Annotated in this window: 14 protein-coding genes; 11 read left to right on the top strand and 3 right to left on the bottom strand. The window is 70.1% G+C overall.

The genetic code is table 11. The features are described 5' to 3' along the window. Positions 1–112 precede the first annotated feature (112 nt). The 5 genes from BUF17_RS04830 (at position 113) to BUF17_RS04810 (ending at position 3077) form a co-directional block, all read left to right on the top strand. On the top strand, positions 113–322 hold the full coding sequence (locus BUF17_RS04830) for a hypothetical protein (RefSeq protein ID WP_073626208.1): 210 nt from the start codon (positions 113–115) through the stop codon (positions 320–322). 60 nt (positions 323–382) lie between these two features. After that, a complete protein-coding gene (locus BUF17_RS04825; RefSeq protein ID WP_073626206.1) occupies positions 383–631 on the top strand; it encodes a hypothetical protein in 249 nt (82 codons plus the stop codon). A gap of 215 nt (positions 632–846) precedes the next feature. After that, the gene (locus tag BUF17_RS04820) at positions 847–1605 is read left to right on the top strand and encodes a hypothetical protein (protein ID WP_073626203.1); all 759 of its coding nucleotides are present in this window, start codon (positions 847–849) and stop codon (positions 1603–1605) included. A gap of 742 nt (positions 1606–2347) precedes the next feature. Then, positions 2348–2647, top strand: coding sequence for a hypothetical protein (locus BUF17_RS04815; RefSeq protein WP_073626201.1), 300 nt, complete (start codon positions 2348–2350; stop codon positions 2645–2647). Positions 2648–2723: 76 nt separating this feature from the next. Beyond that, the gene (locus tag BUF17_RS04810; RefSeq protein WP_073626199.1) at positions 2724–3077 is read left to right on the top strand and encodes a hypothetical protein; all 354 of its coding nucleotides are present in this window, start codon (positions 2724–2726) and stop codon (positions 3075–3077) included. A gap of 138 nt (positions 3078–3215) precedes the next feature. On the opposite strand, the gene BUF17_RS04805 is transcribed toward BUF17_RS04810, so the two are convergent. Both BUF17_RS04805 and phaZ read right to left on the bottom strand, forming a co-directional pair. After that, positions 3216–3638 carry a DUF2852 domain-containing protein gene (locus BUF17_RS04805; protein ID WP_073626197.1) on the bottom strand — a complete coding sequence of 141 codons (423 nt, stop codon included), beginning with the start codon at positions 3636–3638 and terminating at the stop codon, positions 3216–3218. Positions 3639–3781: 143 nt separating this feature from the next. Further along, positions 3782–5707, bottom strand: a complete 1926-nt coding sequence (phaZ, locus tag BUF17_RS04800; protein ID WP_073626195.1) for a polyhydroxyalkanoate depolymerase — start codon at positions 5705–5707, stop codon at positions 3782–3784. Positions 5708–6369: 662 nt separating this feature from the next. Here phaZ and tkt point away from each other — a divergent pair. The 5 genes from tkt (at position 6370) to BUF17_RS04775 (ending at position 12823) form a co-directional block, all read left to right on the top strand. Further along, the gene (gene tkt / locus BUF17_RS04795; RefSeq protein ID WP_073626191.1) at positions 6370–8370 is read left to right on the top strand and encodes a transketolase; all 2001 of its coding nucleotides are present in this window, start codon (positions 6370–6372) and stop codon (positions 8368–8370) included. A gap of 170 nt (positions 8371–8540) precedes the next feature. Then, complete coding sequence (gene gap / locus BUF17_RS04790) at positions 8541–9548, top strand: type I glyceraldehyde-3-phosphate dehydrogenase (protein ID WP_073626189.1); 1008 nt, start codon at positions 8541–8543, stop codon at positions 9546–9548. A gap of 86 nt (positions 9549–9634) precedes the next feature. Further along, positions 9635–10828: a phosphoglycerate kinase gene (locus BUF17_RS04785; RefSeq protein ID WP_073626187.1), complete on the top strand. Its 1194-nt coding sequence runs from the start codon at positions 9635–9637 to the stop codon at positions 10826–10828. Between the two features lie 187 nt (positions 10829–11015). Further along, a complete protein-coding gene (locus BUF17_RS04780; RefSeq protein WP_073626185.1) occupies positions 11016–12047 on the top strand; it encodes a class I fructose-bisphosphate aldolase in 1032 nt (343 codons plus the stop codon). Beyond that, a complete protein-coding gene (locus tag BUF17_RS04775; RefSeq protein WP_244530763.1) occupies positions 12044–12823 on the top strand; it encodes a thiamine phosphate synthase in 780 nt (259 codons plus the stop codon). The genes BUF17_RS04780 and BUF17_RS04775 overlap by 4 nt, the downstream gene beginning before the upstream one ends. 441 nt (positions 12824–13264) lie before the next feature. On the opposite strand, the gene BUF17_RS04770 is transcribed toward BUF17_RS04775, so the two are convergent. Continuing rightward, positions 13265–13972, bottom strand: a complete 708-nt coding sequence (locus BUF17_RS04770; RefSeq protein ID WP_073626182.1) for a hypothetical protein — start codon at positions 13970–13972, stop codon at positions 13265–13267. Between the two features lie 247 nt (positions 13973–14219). Between BUF17_RS04770 and BUF17_RS04765 the strand changes: the two genes are divergently transcribed. After that, positions 14220–15749 (top strand): tetratricopeptide repeat protein, encoded by a 1530-nt coding sequence (locus BUF17_RS04765; RefSeq protein ID WP_073626180.1) that lies wholly within the window; start codon positions 14220–14222, stop codon positions 15747–15749. Positions 15750–15762 lie beyond the last annotated feature (13 nt).

Raw genomic sequence — 15762 nt, 5'->3', positions numbered from 1 at the left:
TGCCACGAGCCATTCTTTCTCGGCGATGTAAAAATCAACGGGACACCTCCGGAAAATCCCTTTGGAAATCCGGATGCGGCCTTGTCTGAACCCGAACTTGAGTGAGGCAATCATGTCGATCTTCGAAATCAACACCGGTGCGAACTTCCTCGATGACGAGGCGCTGGTCGCCGTCTCCGGCGGCTACTGGTTCGGGCCCTGCCCGAACCCGACCGACCCCGTCATCGGTCCGTGCCCGAACCCGACGGTGAATTTCCCGATCGGTCCGTGCCCGAACCCGGATGCGAACCAGTTCGTGCCCCCGACCCAGTCGACGCACTGAGCCGAACCATCAACCCGAACCGCAAACTGCAACTGCGAACTGCGAACCTGGAGACGGATCATGTCGACCTTCAACACCAACGAAAATACCCTGCTGCTCGATGACGACGCGCTGGCCCACGTCGATGGCGGCTTCAACCTCGTGCCCTTCGAGCCCGGCCCGGTGGAGCCGTTCAACCCGACCAACGCTGTAAAGGCCATCGTGGGCCTCCCGCTCGGACCCGGCATCGCGCTGCCGCCGGGCTTTTCCAACCTGCCGCTCGGGCCCGGCATCGCCCTGCCGCCGACCTCCGGCAACACCGGCTCCTGATGCAGGCTCTCTGCCGCATCGCTGCCCTGAGAAAGGCTCCGCCTCGCGAGAGGCGGGGCCTTTTTCGTTGCGATGCCGCTTTCGCGGGTGGCGATTATTGGCTGTATCCCCCGCTCGGTCTTCCGCACTGCGGCAGGATTTGCGAGGCTGAACCCCGTAACCGGCAACGGGGAACGTTCATGGGACTTTTGCAAGCTTCTCCCCTCGGCGGGGCCATGTCCGCCCTGCGGGCGCGCGTCCTCGCCGCGTCCGCGCTGCTCGTCCTTGCCGCGGCGCCGGCCGGTGCCCAGACGGCCGCACCCGCGCCCGAGGCGGGCAACACGCAGGAGGCGTCGATGTCAGGTAACGGCAAGCTGGCGATGCGCGACCGGCGCTACTGCGAGATCCTGCCGCTTTCGTTCTCGCTGACGGGCCCCACGGCCAGCGTCTACAACACGGTCGGCCACGACGACTGCCCGGAGGACCTCTGGGAGAAGCTGACCGAGGCCGCTGTCCGCGACCGGTTCGACGTCTACATGGTCGTCATGAACGGCCCGCGCTACTTCATCATGGATACCATCCTCGGCTCCGGCGCCACCATGAACGGCGACGTGGTTGAGATCGGCGGCATCACCTTCGAGAAGCGGGCTGAAGTCGCGCTTTCCTGGATGGATATCATCAGGCAGGCGCCCTACACCGAGACCACGGTGGACCGCGATACGGTCTATCGCTTCGATGCCGGCAAGCCGGTGTTCGAACTCACCGCCCCGGACGGCGCGGTCTATGTCATGCAGTCCTATGCCCGCATCGTCGACAAGACGCTGTCCTTCGCCGATCTTCCCAATCTCGGCGCGCGTCTCAAGCTGCCGAAGGGCTGGACCTACGCCGAGCGCGTGCCCCAGACCGATCTGCTGCTCTCCGCCGGCGGCAAGGCCACCGTGATCCAGGACGACTTCAAGAACACCTACCAGAAGGTCGCCCCGGCGACCCCTTGAGGCCGCGCTTCGGCCGCCCGGGCGCGCCGCCATCGGTCGGCGTCGTCCCGGCCGCGGCCGCCGCCCCCGTGCGCGGCCGCCCCCTGTCTGTCTGAGGTCCGAAACGTCCTGCGTGCGGAAGGTGCCCGCCCCGGCGACGGCCCGTCCGGCCGATCGGCCGTCCGCTCCGCCGTCTTTCCGGCGCTGCGGGTGCCCCGCAACGGGCCGGCCATCGGAGCCCCGGTTGCCCAACGACCCAAGCCGCTGAATCGCCGGGCGGCTGAATCGCACGCCCGCTGAATATCCTGTCCCTGAACGCCTCCCGTCCCCGACCCTTTGTCCCGCGATCGGCCCTGGCAGGCGTGATCGTCCCACGGCCGCCGCGTGGCCCGCAGTGAGAGCCGACACGTCCGGCCATGACGGACGGTCGGGCCACGCGGCATTCGACCTGCCGTGATCCTGCAATCGCGACTGATTGTTAATTCCAAGACATGTACCCACTATGGGGTATGCCCCCCTATACCTCGGATGGGGAAGGAGTATCTTCATCTCATCGACGCGGCGATGTCGACAGGAAGATACGAACACAGGAAATCACCTCGTTCTTCCCTTCGACATCTTGAACGCCGATGCCGGACAAGTTTTGACGATCAGAGTCATTATTTCTCGGCGGTAAATCAACCCCACCGCAGACTTCCGAAGGCGAAATATAAAGCCGATCCGGAAGCCGAGGCGCTTTGAGATGAACTTGAAGGAGGCAAAAATGTCGATCCATGCAATGACCAACACGGCCGAAATCCTCGATGACGAGGCCCTGGCCGCCGTTGCCGGCGGAAGCTGGTGGGATGTGCTCGGGGCCGCATTGGGCGTCGCGGTCGGTGTCGGTGCCGCGGTGCTGACGGGCGGCGCTGCCGCCCCGCTGGTCGCCGCCCTCGTCCTCGATGCCGGCGGCACGGCCGCCGCGGCAGCGACCGCAACCACCGTCGGAACGGCCGTCGCCGCGACGGTGACCGGCGCCGCCGGCGGCTACGAGGGCGCGAGCATCGCGAACTCGATGAGCTGATCGCGAGCCGAAGCGGCTCCGTAACGGATCAATCGCAAATTCCCATCATCGGACTGAGATCAAAGGGAGAAGACCCATGTCCACCCAGTTCAACACCCGTGAATTCAACACCCACGACGTCAACATGATGGTGATGGCCGGCCAGCCCGGCGTCCTGACCCTCGCCGACAGCGAAATCGACGGCCTGAACGGCGGTCTGAGCCTCGGCACCTGGATCGGCCTCGGCCTCGGCGCCGTGGCGGGCGTCGCGCTCACCGTCGTCTCCGGCGGCACGCTCGCGCCCTTCGTGCTGGAAGGCGAGATGGCGGCGGCCACCACGGCCGGCCTGGTCACCACCGGCGCCGCGGTGACGGCGGGAGGCGCCGCGGTCGGCGGCATCGTCGGCAGCGCCGTCAACACGGCGATCAACGGCCAGACGATCACCAGCTGATGGCGCTGCCCGGCACGCCCGCGGAACCCCGCAGACGTCGAGACGAAAAAAGAGCGGGACGCACTCCGGAAAGAGGCGCCCCGCTCGCTTCATGTCGATGGGTATTGTCGATGGCCCGTCGCGTCGGACCGCTTTCGCTCATGTGCCGGAAGGCGGCGCGTCCGGGCGGAAGTTGCCGCGGTTGGCCATGAACCGGTCGAACTCTTCCTGGTCCTTGGCGCGGCGCAGTTCGCGCAGGAACGCATCGAACTCGGCGCGCATCTCGTCGAGCTTGCGGCGCTCTTCCTCGAGGCGCTTCAGTTCACGCGTCCGGTAATCGTCGAAGGCGACGTTGCCGGTGCGGCCGAAATCGGCCGAGAAGCCGCCGCCCTGCCGCGATCCACCAAAGGCGCCGTCGAACCGGCTGCGCATGTCGCCGGCGAGCTGGCGGAAATGGTCGCCCCACAGAATGTAGGCGCCCAGCGCAAGGCCGACCGGCCAATAGACCACGAAGGCGATCAGCGTGGCGAGGTACAGAGCCGGATGATGGCGTCCCGGCCGGAAGGCGGAGCATGTGTTCATCGTCGAACCCGATCCCGTTGGAACAACAGACCTCAAGGAACTGGTGACGGCGCGGCCCGGTTTCAAGTTCCCGCCGCGGTTGGAAACGGACGCGGGCCGCCCGCGCCATCATCGGCGGCGGGCACCTGTTCCCGTGCGCGCCGTCAATGCCGCGCGATCAGCGCCGCGGCCTGGTCGATCCAGCCGTCGCGCACGACCCGGCCCGGAAAGCCGATGTGTTCCTCGATGCGCGCGATCGCCGCGGCATCGAGACCGGCGATGTCGGCGAAACGGCCGTAGCCGAGATCGCGCAGCGCCTTGGCGATGCTCGGGCCGACGCCCTTGATCCGGGTGAGATCGTCGCCGGCCGCGCCGAGGCTGCCGGGCTTGCGGCCAAGCGTGGATTTCGGCGCGAGCGTCGCCGGCATGTCGGCGGCGGTGCGGGCGCGGGGCGCGCGCTTCGGCTTCGCCGCGGCTTTCGGGGTGTCGTCCGCCACGGGCGCCGGTGTTGCCCCGGCCTCAGCTTCGGTCTCGGTTTTCGCTTCGGTCTCGGTCGTCGCTTCCGCTTCGACCTTCGCTTCCACCTTGGGCTCGGCCTTCGCCTTTCCGGCGGCGCGTGTGGCTTTCCGCGCTGTGGCCGGCGCCGGCGCGGCGGTGGCCGCTTCGGCCGGCTCGGGCTCGACGGCGGCATGGATCGCGGGCGCGGCCGGCGCGCTCTCGACCACCGCGTCGGCCGGAACGGCGGCAGTGGCGGCGGTGGCGGCCTCCACCTCGGCCGTCTCCACCTCGGCGGCCTGCGGCCCGGCTTCCGGCGCCGCGGCTTCGGTCTCAGGCTTCGCGGCGGGCACTTCGCGGCGCGGGCGACGGTCGAACGTCCAGATGAAGTCCGAAATGCGCGGCGCGATCTCCGCCCGGAACCGCGAGCCGTTGAACACGCCGTAGTGGCCGACGCCCGCCTGGGTGTAGTGGATGCGGCGGTCCTCCGGAATGCCCGTGCACAGATCGTGGGCCGCCCGTGTCTGGCCGGGGCCGGAGATGTCGTCGAACTCGCCCTCGATGGTCAGCATCGCGGTGCGCTTGACCTTCGCCGGATCGACCCGCCGCTCGCGGTGGGTCATGGTGCCCTTCGGCAGGTCGTGGTTGATGAACACGGTCTGCACGGTCTGGAGATAGAACTCGGCGGTGAGGTCCATCACCGCCAGATATTCGTCGTAGAACTCGGTGTGCTTGCGGGCGGAATCGCCGTCGCCCTTGATCAGGTGCCGGTAGAACGCGCTCTGGGCGTCGACATGGCGGTCGAGATTCATGCTCATGAACCCCGAGAGCTGCAGGAAGCCCGGATAGACCTGACGCATGAAGCCGGGATGCGGGAACGGCACCGAAAGGATGACGTTGCGGCGGAACCAGTCGATGCCGCGCTCCTTGGCGAGGCGGTTGACCTCGGTCTCGCCCACGCGGGTGTCGATCGGCCCGCCCATCAGCGTCATGGTGGCCGGCGCGGCGGGGTCCTTGTCTTCCTCCATCAGCGCGGTCGCGGCGAGCACGGGAACCGCCGGCTGGCACACCGCCATGACGTGGGTGTTCGGCCCGAGGAAGCGCAGCATCGCGATGACGTAGTCGATATAGCCGTCGAGGTCGAAGCGGCCCTCGGCGAGCGGCACCATCCGCGCATCGGTCCAGTCGGTGATGTAGACGTCCTGCCGGGGCAGCATCGCCTCCACGGTGCCGCGCAGAAGCGTGGCATAATGGCCGGACATCGGCGCCACGATCAGAAGCTTGGGGTCTTTCCGGCTTTCCTCCGCCGTGCCCCGGCGGAAGTGCAGGAGCTTGCAGAACGGCCGCTCCCACACGATCTCCTCGGTCACCGGCGTGCGCACGCCGCGCACTTCGGTGGAGGAAATTCCGAAGACCGGCTTTCCGTAGACGCGGGTCGAGCGCTCGAACACCTCCAGCGCCGCGACCATGCTGCGCCCGAGTGCGGTGTGCGAGAGCGGGTTGATCGGATTGCGGAAATAGAGCTTCGCCACGTCCGCGGCGGCCCGCAGGGGGCTCAGTGCCGCGTGGTTCAATTCGAACAGCTGATAGTTCACCGCTTCCCGTCCCAGTTCGCTGGCCGGCCGGTCGCGGAGCCGCGACGTCGTGCCGTTCGTCGTCCCTCAACGCCAAACCCGGCCTTCCGCCGGATCCCGAAACGCCCCGGCCCACATCGGTCCGGGACATCTGAACCCTGGAGCAGCCTCACCCGGGCGCAGATCGTGTCCGCGCGGGTGATTCCACCCCTCAGGACGGAGGCCTCGGCCTCATGTTGCTCCGATTGTCCGCCGCCGTCACGTCCTGCCTGAATAGGAGGCAAACGCTGCCACTTTGCTTCGCTCTCCCGGGCGGGAGAAGAAACGTCGCGACCGGCCTTCCCATTGTGCGCTGCACAATCATAGGGCTTTTTCCCGCATTTCCGCAAGAAGCCGGACGCGAACAATGTGGCGGCGCCAGAATTAAGAGCGGTCGGGCGGGAGATTTCGGGGTGCGGTTGCGTTGACTGGCGCCTCCGACCTGATATTGCAGGGGGCGTTTCCGGCAACCCGCCCGGTGCCTATGCTTTGAGCCGTTGGTGTTCAAACGGTCGCCGCGGGGTTGGGAAGGCCGGACGGGGTGGTCTCCGTCTTCGACCGCTCGAACGCTGCCATCCGGGACCCTCGCGTTCGCGGAGTGCAGCCTTGGGCGGCCCCGTCAGGCGGTCTGGTCTCGAAGGCGCATGATCGACAGCGAAAAGCACTCCCTCATGGCCGCCGCCGCCCGCGTTCTGGCGATCGATGCGGTGGAGGCGGCCGGCTGCGGCCATCCCGGGCTGCCGATGGGGGCGGCCGATGTCGCATCGGTGCTGTTCTCTCATGTGCTGGCGTTCGACCCGACGGCGCCGCGCTGGCCAGATCGCGACCGCTTCGTCCTGTCCGCCGGCCACGGCTCTGCGCTGCTCTACGGGCTGCTGCACCTCGTCGGCTACGAGGATTTTCCGCTCGACACGCTGAAGACCTTCCGCCAGCTCGGTTCCCCGGCGGCGGGCCATCCCGAATTCGGCCACGGCGCCGGCATCGAGGCCACCACCGGCCCGCTCGGTCAGGGCGTCGCGATGGCGGTCGGCATGGCGCTCGCCGAGCGCATGATGAACGCCCGTTTCGGCAACGATCTCGTCGACCACCGCACCTACGTGCTCGCCTCGGACGGCGACCTGATGGAGGGCGTCGCCCAGGAGGCGATCGCGCTCGCCGGCCATCTCCGGCTGTCGCGGCTCACGCTGCTGTGGGACGACAATGGCGTCTCCATCGACGGGCCGGCCTCGCTCGCGGTCTCCGGCGACATGCTCGCCCGCTTCGAAAGCGCCGGCTGGAGCGCGTGCCGCATCGACGGCCACGATCCGGAGGCGATCTTCGCCGCGCTGGAGCGGGCGCGGACGAGCGACCGGCCGAGCCTGATCGCCTGCCGCACCACCATCGGGTTCGGCGCGCCGACCAAGTCCGGCTCGGCCGCGGCGCACGGCGCCCCGCTCGGGCCGAAGGAGGCGCTGGGCGCCCGCCACGCCTATGGCTGGGCGAGCGAGACGCCGTTCGACATTCCCGCCGAGATCCGCGACCTCTGGCGCATCGCCGGCCTGCGCTCGGTGCATGCCCGCAAGGAGTGGGAGAAGCGCTACCGCGCGCTCTCCGCCGAGGAGCGCGGCGAGTTCGACCGGCGGATGCGGGGGCAGCTTCCGCCTGGCTTCGACGAGGCGCTCGGGGGGTTCCGCAAGCGGCTCGCCGCCGACCGGACGGCGATCGCCACCCGCAAGGCCTCCGAGGCGGTGCTCGAGGTGATCAACGCCTTCGTGCCGGAAACCGTGGGCGGCTCGGCGGACCTCACCGGCTCCAACAACACCCTGACGCGCAACATGACGGCGATCTCGCCGGGGCACTTCGGCGGGCGCTACGTCCATTGGGGCGTGCGCGAACACGCCATGGCCGCGGCGATGAACGGCATGGTGCTCCACGGCGGCGTCATTCCCTATTCGGGAACGTTTCTGGCGTTCTCCGACTATTGCAAGCCGGCGCTGCGGCTCGCCGCGCTGATGCGCCTGCGCGTCGTCCACGTCATGACCCACGATTCCATCGGCCTCGGCGAGGACGGGCCGACCCATCAGCCGGTCGAGCAGCTCGCCGGCCTCAGGGCGATCCCGAACATGCTGGTGCTGCGCCCGGCCGATGCGGTGGAAACCGCGGAGTGCTGGCAGATCGCGCTGGAGAACCGCACGGGGCCGAGCGTGCTCGCCCTGTCGCGGCAGGCGCTGCCGGCCTTGCGCACGGTGCACGAACCGGCCAACCTGTCGGCCCGCGGCGCCTACGAGCTGCGGCCGGCCGCGGGCGAGGCGCTGGTGTCGCTGTTCGCCACCGGCTCGGAGGTCGCGGTCGCGGTCGCGGCGAAGGAGCTGCTCGATGCGGAGGGCATTCCCGCCCGCGTCGTCTCGGTGCCCTCGTTCGAGCTGTTCGAACGCCAGTCGGCGGAGCGGCGGCGCGAGGTGGTCGGCGACGCGCCGGTGAAGGTCGGGATCGAGGCGGCGGTCCGCCTCGGCTGGGATCGGCTGATCGGCGACGACGGCCTGTTCGTCGGCATGACCGGCTTCGGTGCGAGCGCGCCGGCCGGGGTGCTCTACCGTCATTTCGGCATCACGGCCGCCGCCGTGGCCGATGCGGCGAGGAAACGCCTCGACGAACGGGTCGGTTGAGGCCAAAGGATGCGCGCGCGGCCTCGCGCGGCGATTTTTGGGGGCGCCCGCGTCCGGCGGGCGGACGAGCTTCAGGGCGACGGTCCGCGCCGCGGATCGCCGGAGACCGGATGGAACCGCCGCGGGATGCGTCCCGATGGCGAAGCGAGACCAAAGGACGGAGAGACGCCATGGCTGTAAAAGTTGCGATCAACGGTTTCGGGCGCATCGGGCGCAACGTGCTGCGCGCGATCGTCGAGTCGGGCCGGACCGACATCGAGGTGGTCGCCATCAACGACCTCGGCCCGGTCGAGACGAACGCCCACCTGCTGCGCTTCGATTCCGTGCACGGCCGCTTCCCCCACACGGTGACGGTTTCCGGCGACACCATCGATGCCGGCCGCGGCCCCATCAAGGTGACGGCCGTGCGCAACCCGGCCGAACTGCCGCACCGTGAGCTCGGCGTCGACATCGCGCTCGAGTGCACCGGCATCTTCACCGCCCGCGACAAGGCGGCGGCGCACCTTGAAGCCGGCGCCAAGCGCGTGATCGTCTCCGCCCCTGCCGACGGCGCCGACCTGACCGTCGTCTACGGCGTGAACCACGACAAGCTGACGAAGGACCACCTCGTCATCTCCAACGCCTCGTGCACCACCAACTGCCTGGCGCCGGTCGCCAAGGTGCTGAACGACGCCGTCGGCATCGAGCACGGCTTCATGACGACGATCCACTCCTACACCAACGACCAGCCGACGCTGGACCAGATGCACAAGGACCTCTACCGCGCCCGCGCGGCGGCCCTGTCGATGATCCCCACCTCCACCGGCGCCGCGAAGGCCGTCGGCCTGGTGCTGCCGGAACTCAACGGCAAGCTCGACGGCGTCTCGATCCGCGTGCCGACCCCGAACGTGTCAGTGGTGGACTTCAAGTTCGTCGCCAAGCGCGCGACCACGAAGGACGAGATCAACGCGGCGATCAAGGCGGCGGCCGAAGGCCCGCTGAAGGGCGTGCTCGGCTACACCACCGCCCCGAACGTCTCGATCGACTTCAACCACGACCCGCACTCGTCCACCTTCGCCATCGACCAGACCAAGGTGCTCGACGGCACGCTCGTCCGCGTCCTGTCCTGGTACGACAACGAGTGGGGCTTCTCGAACCGCATGAGCGACACCGCCGTCGCCCTCGCGAAGCTGATCTGACGACCGCGCGGGCGCCCGGCCAAAACCGGGCGCCCGCCGGCTTTTCTGCACGCAGCCGACAGCCCCGTCACACCCGGAAGAACCCGATGGCCAAGTTCCGCACCCTCGACGACATCGACGCGAACGCGAAGCGCGTGCTGGTGCGCGTCGACCTCAACGTGCCGTTCAAGGACGGCGCCGTGTCCGACGACACCCGCATCCGCGCGGTGGTGCCGACCATCGCGGAGCTTTCGGACAAGGGCGCCAAGGTGATCCTGCTCGCCCATTTCGGCCGCCCGAAGGGCAAGCGCGACGCCTCGCAGTCGCTGGAGGCCGTGGTGCCGGCGCTGGCGAAGGATCTCGGCCGCCCGGTGGCGTTTGCCGGCGACTGCATCGGCGAGACCGCGAAGGCCGCGGTCGACAACATGGTGCCGGGCGACGTGCTCCTCCTGGAGAACACCCGCTTCTACGCCGGCGAGGAAGGCAACGACCCCGATTTCGTCAAGGCGCTGGCGGCGAACGGCGACCTCTACGTCAACGATGCGTTCTCCGCCGCCCACCGCGCCCACGCCTCCACCGAAGGCCTCGCTCACGTGCTGCCGGCCTTCGCCGGCCGCTCGATGCAGGCCGAACTCGACGCGCTCGACAAGGCGCTCGGCTCGCCCACCCGCCCGGTCGCGGCCATCGTCGGCGGCGCCAAGGTCTCCTCCAAGATCGACCTCCTGGAGAACCTCGTCGCCAAGGTCGACATCCTGGTGATCGGCGGCGGCATGGCGAACACCTTCCTCGCGGCCCGCGGCATCGATGTCGGCAAGTCGCTGTGCGAGCACGACCTCGCCGACACCGCGCGGCGGATCGTCAAGGCGGCGGATGCGGCCGGCTGCCGGATCGTGCTGCCCGACGACGCGGTGGTGGCCGAGGCCTTCGCCGCCAACGCCCCGAACAGCGTCGTGGCGCTCGACGCTGTGCCGGCAAACGGCATGATCCTCGATGTCGGGCCAAAGTCGGTGGCGGCGGTCTCCGCCGCGCTCGAACAGGCGAAGACGCTGGTCTGGAACGGCCCTCTGGGCGCGTTCGAACTGACGCCGTTCGATCGCGGCACCGTCGCGGTGGCGAAGAAGGCGGCGGAACTGACCAAAGCCGGCAGCCTTGTTTCGATCGCCGGCGGCGGCGACACCGTCGCGGCGCTCCATCATGCGGGTGTCGCAGGTTCGTTCTCCTATATCTCGACCGCCGGCGGCGCGTTCCTGGAGTGGATGGAAGGCAAGCCGCTGCCGGGCGTCGAAGCGCTGAAGGCGTGACGACGCCGCCCGCCGCCGCCTTCTCGCGGCGCGGCGGGCAGGGTGCGATCCGCAGCGCTTTCCGGTCGCGGGGGTTCATGCGACCGCAACGCGCCGCGCATCGCTGATGCGGGAACGGTTTTCGATGCGGGGGTGGCCGGCGGGCCGCCTTCGCGGGTTGAAGATGACGCTGGATGGGATTGGAACGATGACTGAACGCCTCGCGGACATTGCGGCCGCCATGGTCGCGGACGGCAAGGGCCTGCTTGCCGCGGACGAAAGCTCCGACACGATCAAGAAGCGGTTCGACACGATCGGCCTGGAATCGACCGCCGATTCGCGTCGCGACTATCGCGAGATGCTGTTCACCGCCGACGAGGCGATGACCAAGTACATCTCAGGCGTGATCCTGTATGACGAGACCATCCATCAGGCGGCTCGCGACGGCACGCCGCTCGTCGACCTGATCCGCAAGGCCGGCTCCATTCCCGGCATCAAGGTCGACAAGGGCGCCAAGCCGCTGCCCGGCTTCCCCGGCGAGAAGGTGACCGAAGGCCTCGACGGCCTGCGCGAGCGCCTCAAGACCTATTACGGCCTCGGCGCCCGCTTCTCGAAGTGGCGAGCGGTGGTCGACATCGCCGACGGCCTGCCGACCTACGGCGCGCTGCGGGCCAACGTCCAGGCGCTCGCCCGCTACGCCGCGCTCTGCCAGGAAGCCGGCATCGTTCCGATCGTCGAGCCGGAAGTGCTGATGGACGGCCCGAACTCGTCCCACGACATCGACACCTGCTATGCCGTGACCGAGCAGACGCTGAAGCTCCTGTTCGAGGAACTGTTCATCGCCCGCGTCGACCTCGAAGGCACCATCCTGAAGCCGAACATGGTCGTTCCCGGCCAGAAGTCGCCGGTGCAGGCGAGCCCGGAGCAGGTCGCGGAACTCACCGTGAAGCTGTTCAAGGCCACCGTGCCCGTCGCCGTTCCCGGTATCGCCTTCCTCTCCGGCGGCCAGTCTGACGAACTCGCCACCCAGCACCTGTCGCTGATCAACGAGCTCGGACCGCATCCCTGGAAGATCACGTTCTCCTATGGCCGCGCGCTGCAGGCGGCGGCGCTGAAGGCGTGGGACGGCAAGGACGCCAACGTGCCGGCGGCCCACAAGGCCTTCAATCACCGCGCCCGCATGAACTGGCTCGCCGGCAACGGCAAGTGGACCCCGGCCGAGGAGCGCCAGGCGGCGTGAGCAAGTCCTCCCAGAAGAAGAAAGGGCGCGCCGCGGGCGCGCCCAAATCCACCGCAGACGGCCGGCCGCGTGAGCCGGAGCGCGTGCGGTCCCGCCTGTTCCTGGTGACGGATCCGGCCGCGGAGCCGGAAGCGGCGGCTGCGGCCCTTGCCGAGGCCCTCGCGGGCGGCGACGTGGCGGCGGTGCTGATCTCCGCCACCGGCAGCGACGAGGCCGCCTACCAGCGCCTTGCCGAGCGGCTGGCGCCGCTCGCCCAGGGCGCGGGCGCCGCCGCGATCGTGGTGGAAGACACCCGCGCCGCCGGCCGTGCGAAGGCCGACGGCGTGCACATGCAGTTTTCCGGACGGCGCGACGGCGGCGAGGAAGAGCACGAGGATTTGGCGGCCCGCGATATTCGTGCCGCAATCGAGCGCTTTCATCCCGACCAGATCGTCGGCGTCGGCAACATCCGCGACCGCCACGACGCCATGTCGGCGGCGGAGGATGGCTGCGACTACGTGTTCTTCGGGCTGCTCGACCTCGCCCCCGGCGAGGAGGTGCATCCGAAGACCCTCGCCTTTGCCGAATGGTGGGCGGAGGTGTTCGAGATTCCATGCGTTGCCCTGGCGGGCACCAGCCTGGCATCGGTCGCCGACGTGGCTGAAACAGGGGCGGACTTCATCGCGGTGCGCGAGGCGGTCTGGTCCCACCCGGAGGGACCGCGCGCCGCGGTCGCCGAGGCCAACAGGTTGATCGATGCGGTCTTCGCCAGTGCCGATGGAACGTCCCCTGCCTGAAATCGAGGCCGATCGCGTGGGTTGCCGTGCCGCAAGGGCCGGCGGCGTGCGCGCCCCGGCGCGGCTCGCGACCCTCGCGGTCGCGCTGTCGCTGGTCGGCGTGCCGGCCCATGCGGCCGACGATCCCCTCGGCGATGCCATCCGCCGCCTCGAACAGGACATGCCGCAGGAACCGGCGCCCGCCGGCGACGGCGCGGCCCAAACGCCTTCGAAGGCAGATGCGCCGACGAAGGCAGAGGCGCCGGCAAAGGCAGATGCGAGCCCCGCGCCGGCCGCGCCCGAGGCGGCGAAGACCGGTTCGTCCGAAACCGTGACGCCTCCGCCCGCGAGCGCGCCGGCTGAAGCCGCCACACCCGCCGACATGCCGGAGGCTCGCCCCGCCGAGCCGGCGCCAAGCGGTTCCGCGCCCGCCACGACCCCGTCCTCTTCCCCGACACCCGCTCAGGGCGCCACGGCCGAAACGCCGGCGCAGACCGTTGCGCCCGCCACCGCCGTGCCCGCGACTGAGGCGCCGGCACAAGCCGCCGCGCCTGCAACGCCCGCGCCATCCGGCTCCGCCGCCACCGCGCCCGCCACGGCTGAAAGCGCCGCCCCGGCGGCGCCGGTCACGGCGGCACCCGCGCCCGAAACCCCCGCCGCGGCCGGGAATACGCCCGCCATGCCGGCGACGGCGGCCCCCACGACGACGGACACGACCGCTCCCGCGACCGAAGCGGCCCCGGCCGGCGGCGCGGACGCTGCGGCAACCGGCACGACCGCGCCGTCGCCCGCATCGCCGGATGCCGCCGAGCCCGCGCGCCCTGCCGCATTGCCGGATGCGGCTTCGGCCGCGCCTGAGCCGCTTGCTCCGCAGCCGTCATCGCCGGCCGGCGATGAGGCCGGGGCGGCACCGCCTTCCACGACGACGGCCGAGCCGCCGGCCACCGCCGACGAGCCGCCAGCCTCGAAGGGCGCCGCCCCGTCTTCCGTGCCGGCAGAGGGCAGCGGCCCGCCGGAGACCCCGGCTTCCTCGTCTCCCCCTTCTTCGACGTCCGGCGCGTCCCCCGTGGCGCCTTCGGCCGATGGTGCTCCGGCGCCGCAGGCCGCGCCGGAACTGCTTCCCACGGTGATGCCGCCCGCGCCGTCCATTCCTTCGCCGTCGATGCCCACCGAGTCGCCATCGGAGCAGACGTCCCCCGAGACGGCGGTGCAGCCTTCGGGGACCGAACCGGCACCCGCCGCCGGCGCGCCTCAGGCACGCGAGGGCGCGGGGTCCGCCGCCGCTCCTCCGTCCGCCCCGGCGCCCGCCGTTGGGCGCGAGACATCGGCACCGGCATCGCCCGATACAGCGTCGCCGGACGCCGCACCGCCCGTCGGCGCAGCCGCAGGCTCGCCCAATGTTACGCCGGAAGATGGGATGAAAACCCTCCAGGGCGAGCGCAAGCCGTTGCCGGATGCTCCGCCGGAAGCCGGTGTCGAGCCGTCGAAGGCCGCGCGCGTCGTGGCGCCGCCGCAGGACGTGCCCGCGTTCGACAGCTTCCAGCAGGACCGCAATGCCAAGGGGCTTTCCGCCCCGATCCGCACGCTCAATGCGAAGGCCGGAACGCCGCTGCCGCTGCCCGGGGCACCCCCCGCACCGGGCGACACGCCGGCGGCCGCCGGGCAGGCGGTGACGGCGGGGCAGGGCGCGACGGCGGATGTCGCGCCGGGCAGCCCGGGCGATCCTCTGTCACCGTCGGAACAGATGGGCGCGTGGCCCACGGATCCGAAATCGAAGGAGGCGGCCGAGAGACGCGCCGCCTTGCGCGAAGCGCTCGCCGCGGCGGCGGCGCGCCGGTCCACACCGTCTGCTCCGGGCGGGCCCTTGCCGTCACCCGATGCTGCCGCGCCCGGGGCGTCCGCCGCGCCGGCCGGGCCGGGCGCGGTTCCGCTCGCCCCGGCCGAGCCGTCGTCGATCCCGCCCGCGCAGGAAGCGTCGCTGCCCCCGGCAGCCGCATCGGATGCCTCTCCTGTTGCGCCCGCGGCGCCACCGGCGATGCCGCTGGCACGCCCCGAGTCGCCCCAGGCGAGCGGCAAGGCCGCGCACGAGGAAGCGCGCGCGACCGCCCGGCCGAGCGGGCCGCCGGATATCGCCTACGAGGCGTTCAGCGCCGGCTACTATCTTCAGGCGTTCGGCATTGCCACCCACACGGCGGCGGCCGGCGACAAGGCGGCGCAGGTGCTGCTCGGCCTGATGTACGAGAACGGCTACGGCGTCGAGCGCAATCCCGAGAAGGCGCGCGGCTGGTATCAGGTCGCCTCCGAAGCCGGCTCGCGCGAGGCGGATTATCTGCTGGCGCTGATGCTGCTCGCCGGCGAGGGTGGGCCGAAGGACGAGGCCGGGGCGGCGCGGCTGTTCGAGCGCGCGGCGAAGAACGGCCATCTGGAGGCCGCCTACAATCTCGGCGTGCTCTATCTCGAAGGCAAGGCGCGACCGCGCGACACCGCGAAGGCGGCGGAGCTGTTCCAGTCGGCGGCGGATGACAACAACGCCGATGCGCAATATGCCATCGCCGTGATGTACGCCACCGGCAACGGCAAGCCGGAGAATCAGGGCCTCGCCTCGTTCTGGTATGGCCGCGCCGCGCGCAACGGCCACGTCGATGCCCAGATCGAATATGCCATCCGCCTGTTCAACGGCGTGGGTCTCGACCCCGACCCGAAGGCGGCGGCGGACTGGTTCCGCCGGGCGGCGAACGCCGGCAATCCGGTGGCGATGGTGCGTCTCGCCCGGCTCTACGCCATCGGCCAGGGCGTGCCGCAGAATTCGATCGAGGCCGTGAAGTGGGCGACCATCGCCCACTCCGAAGGGCTCGACGATGCCTGGATGACGGCCTTCATCAAGGACATGCTGCCGGCCGACGTCGACAAGGGCATTGCCGCCGCCGGCCCATGGCGCTGGGATTGAGGCGCGGAGACTG

Source organism: Pseudoxanthobacter soli DSM 19599 (genome assembly GCF_900148505.1).
GTDB classification, from domain to species: domain Bacteria; phylum Pseudomonadota; class Alphaproteobacteria; order Rhizobiales; family Segnochrobactraceae; genus Pseudoxanthobacter; species Pseudoxanthobacter soli.
The sequence above is the reverse complement of the archived record's forward strand: the minus strand, read 5'-3'. Positions and strand labels throughout refer to the sequence as shown.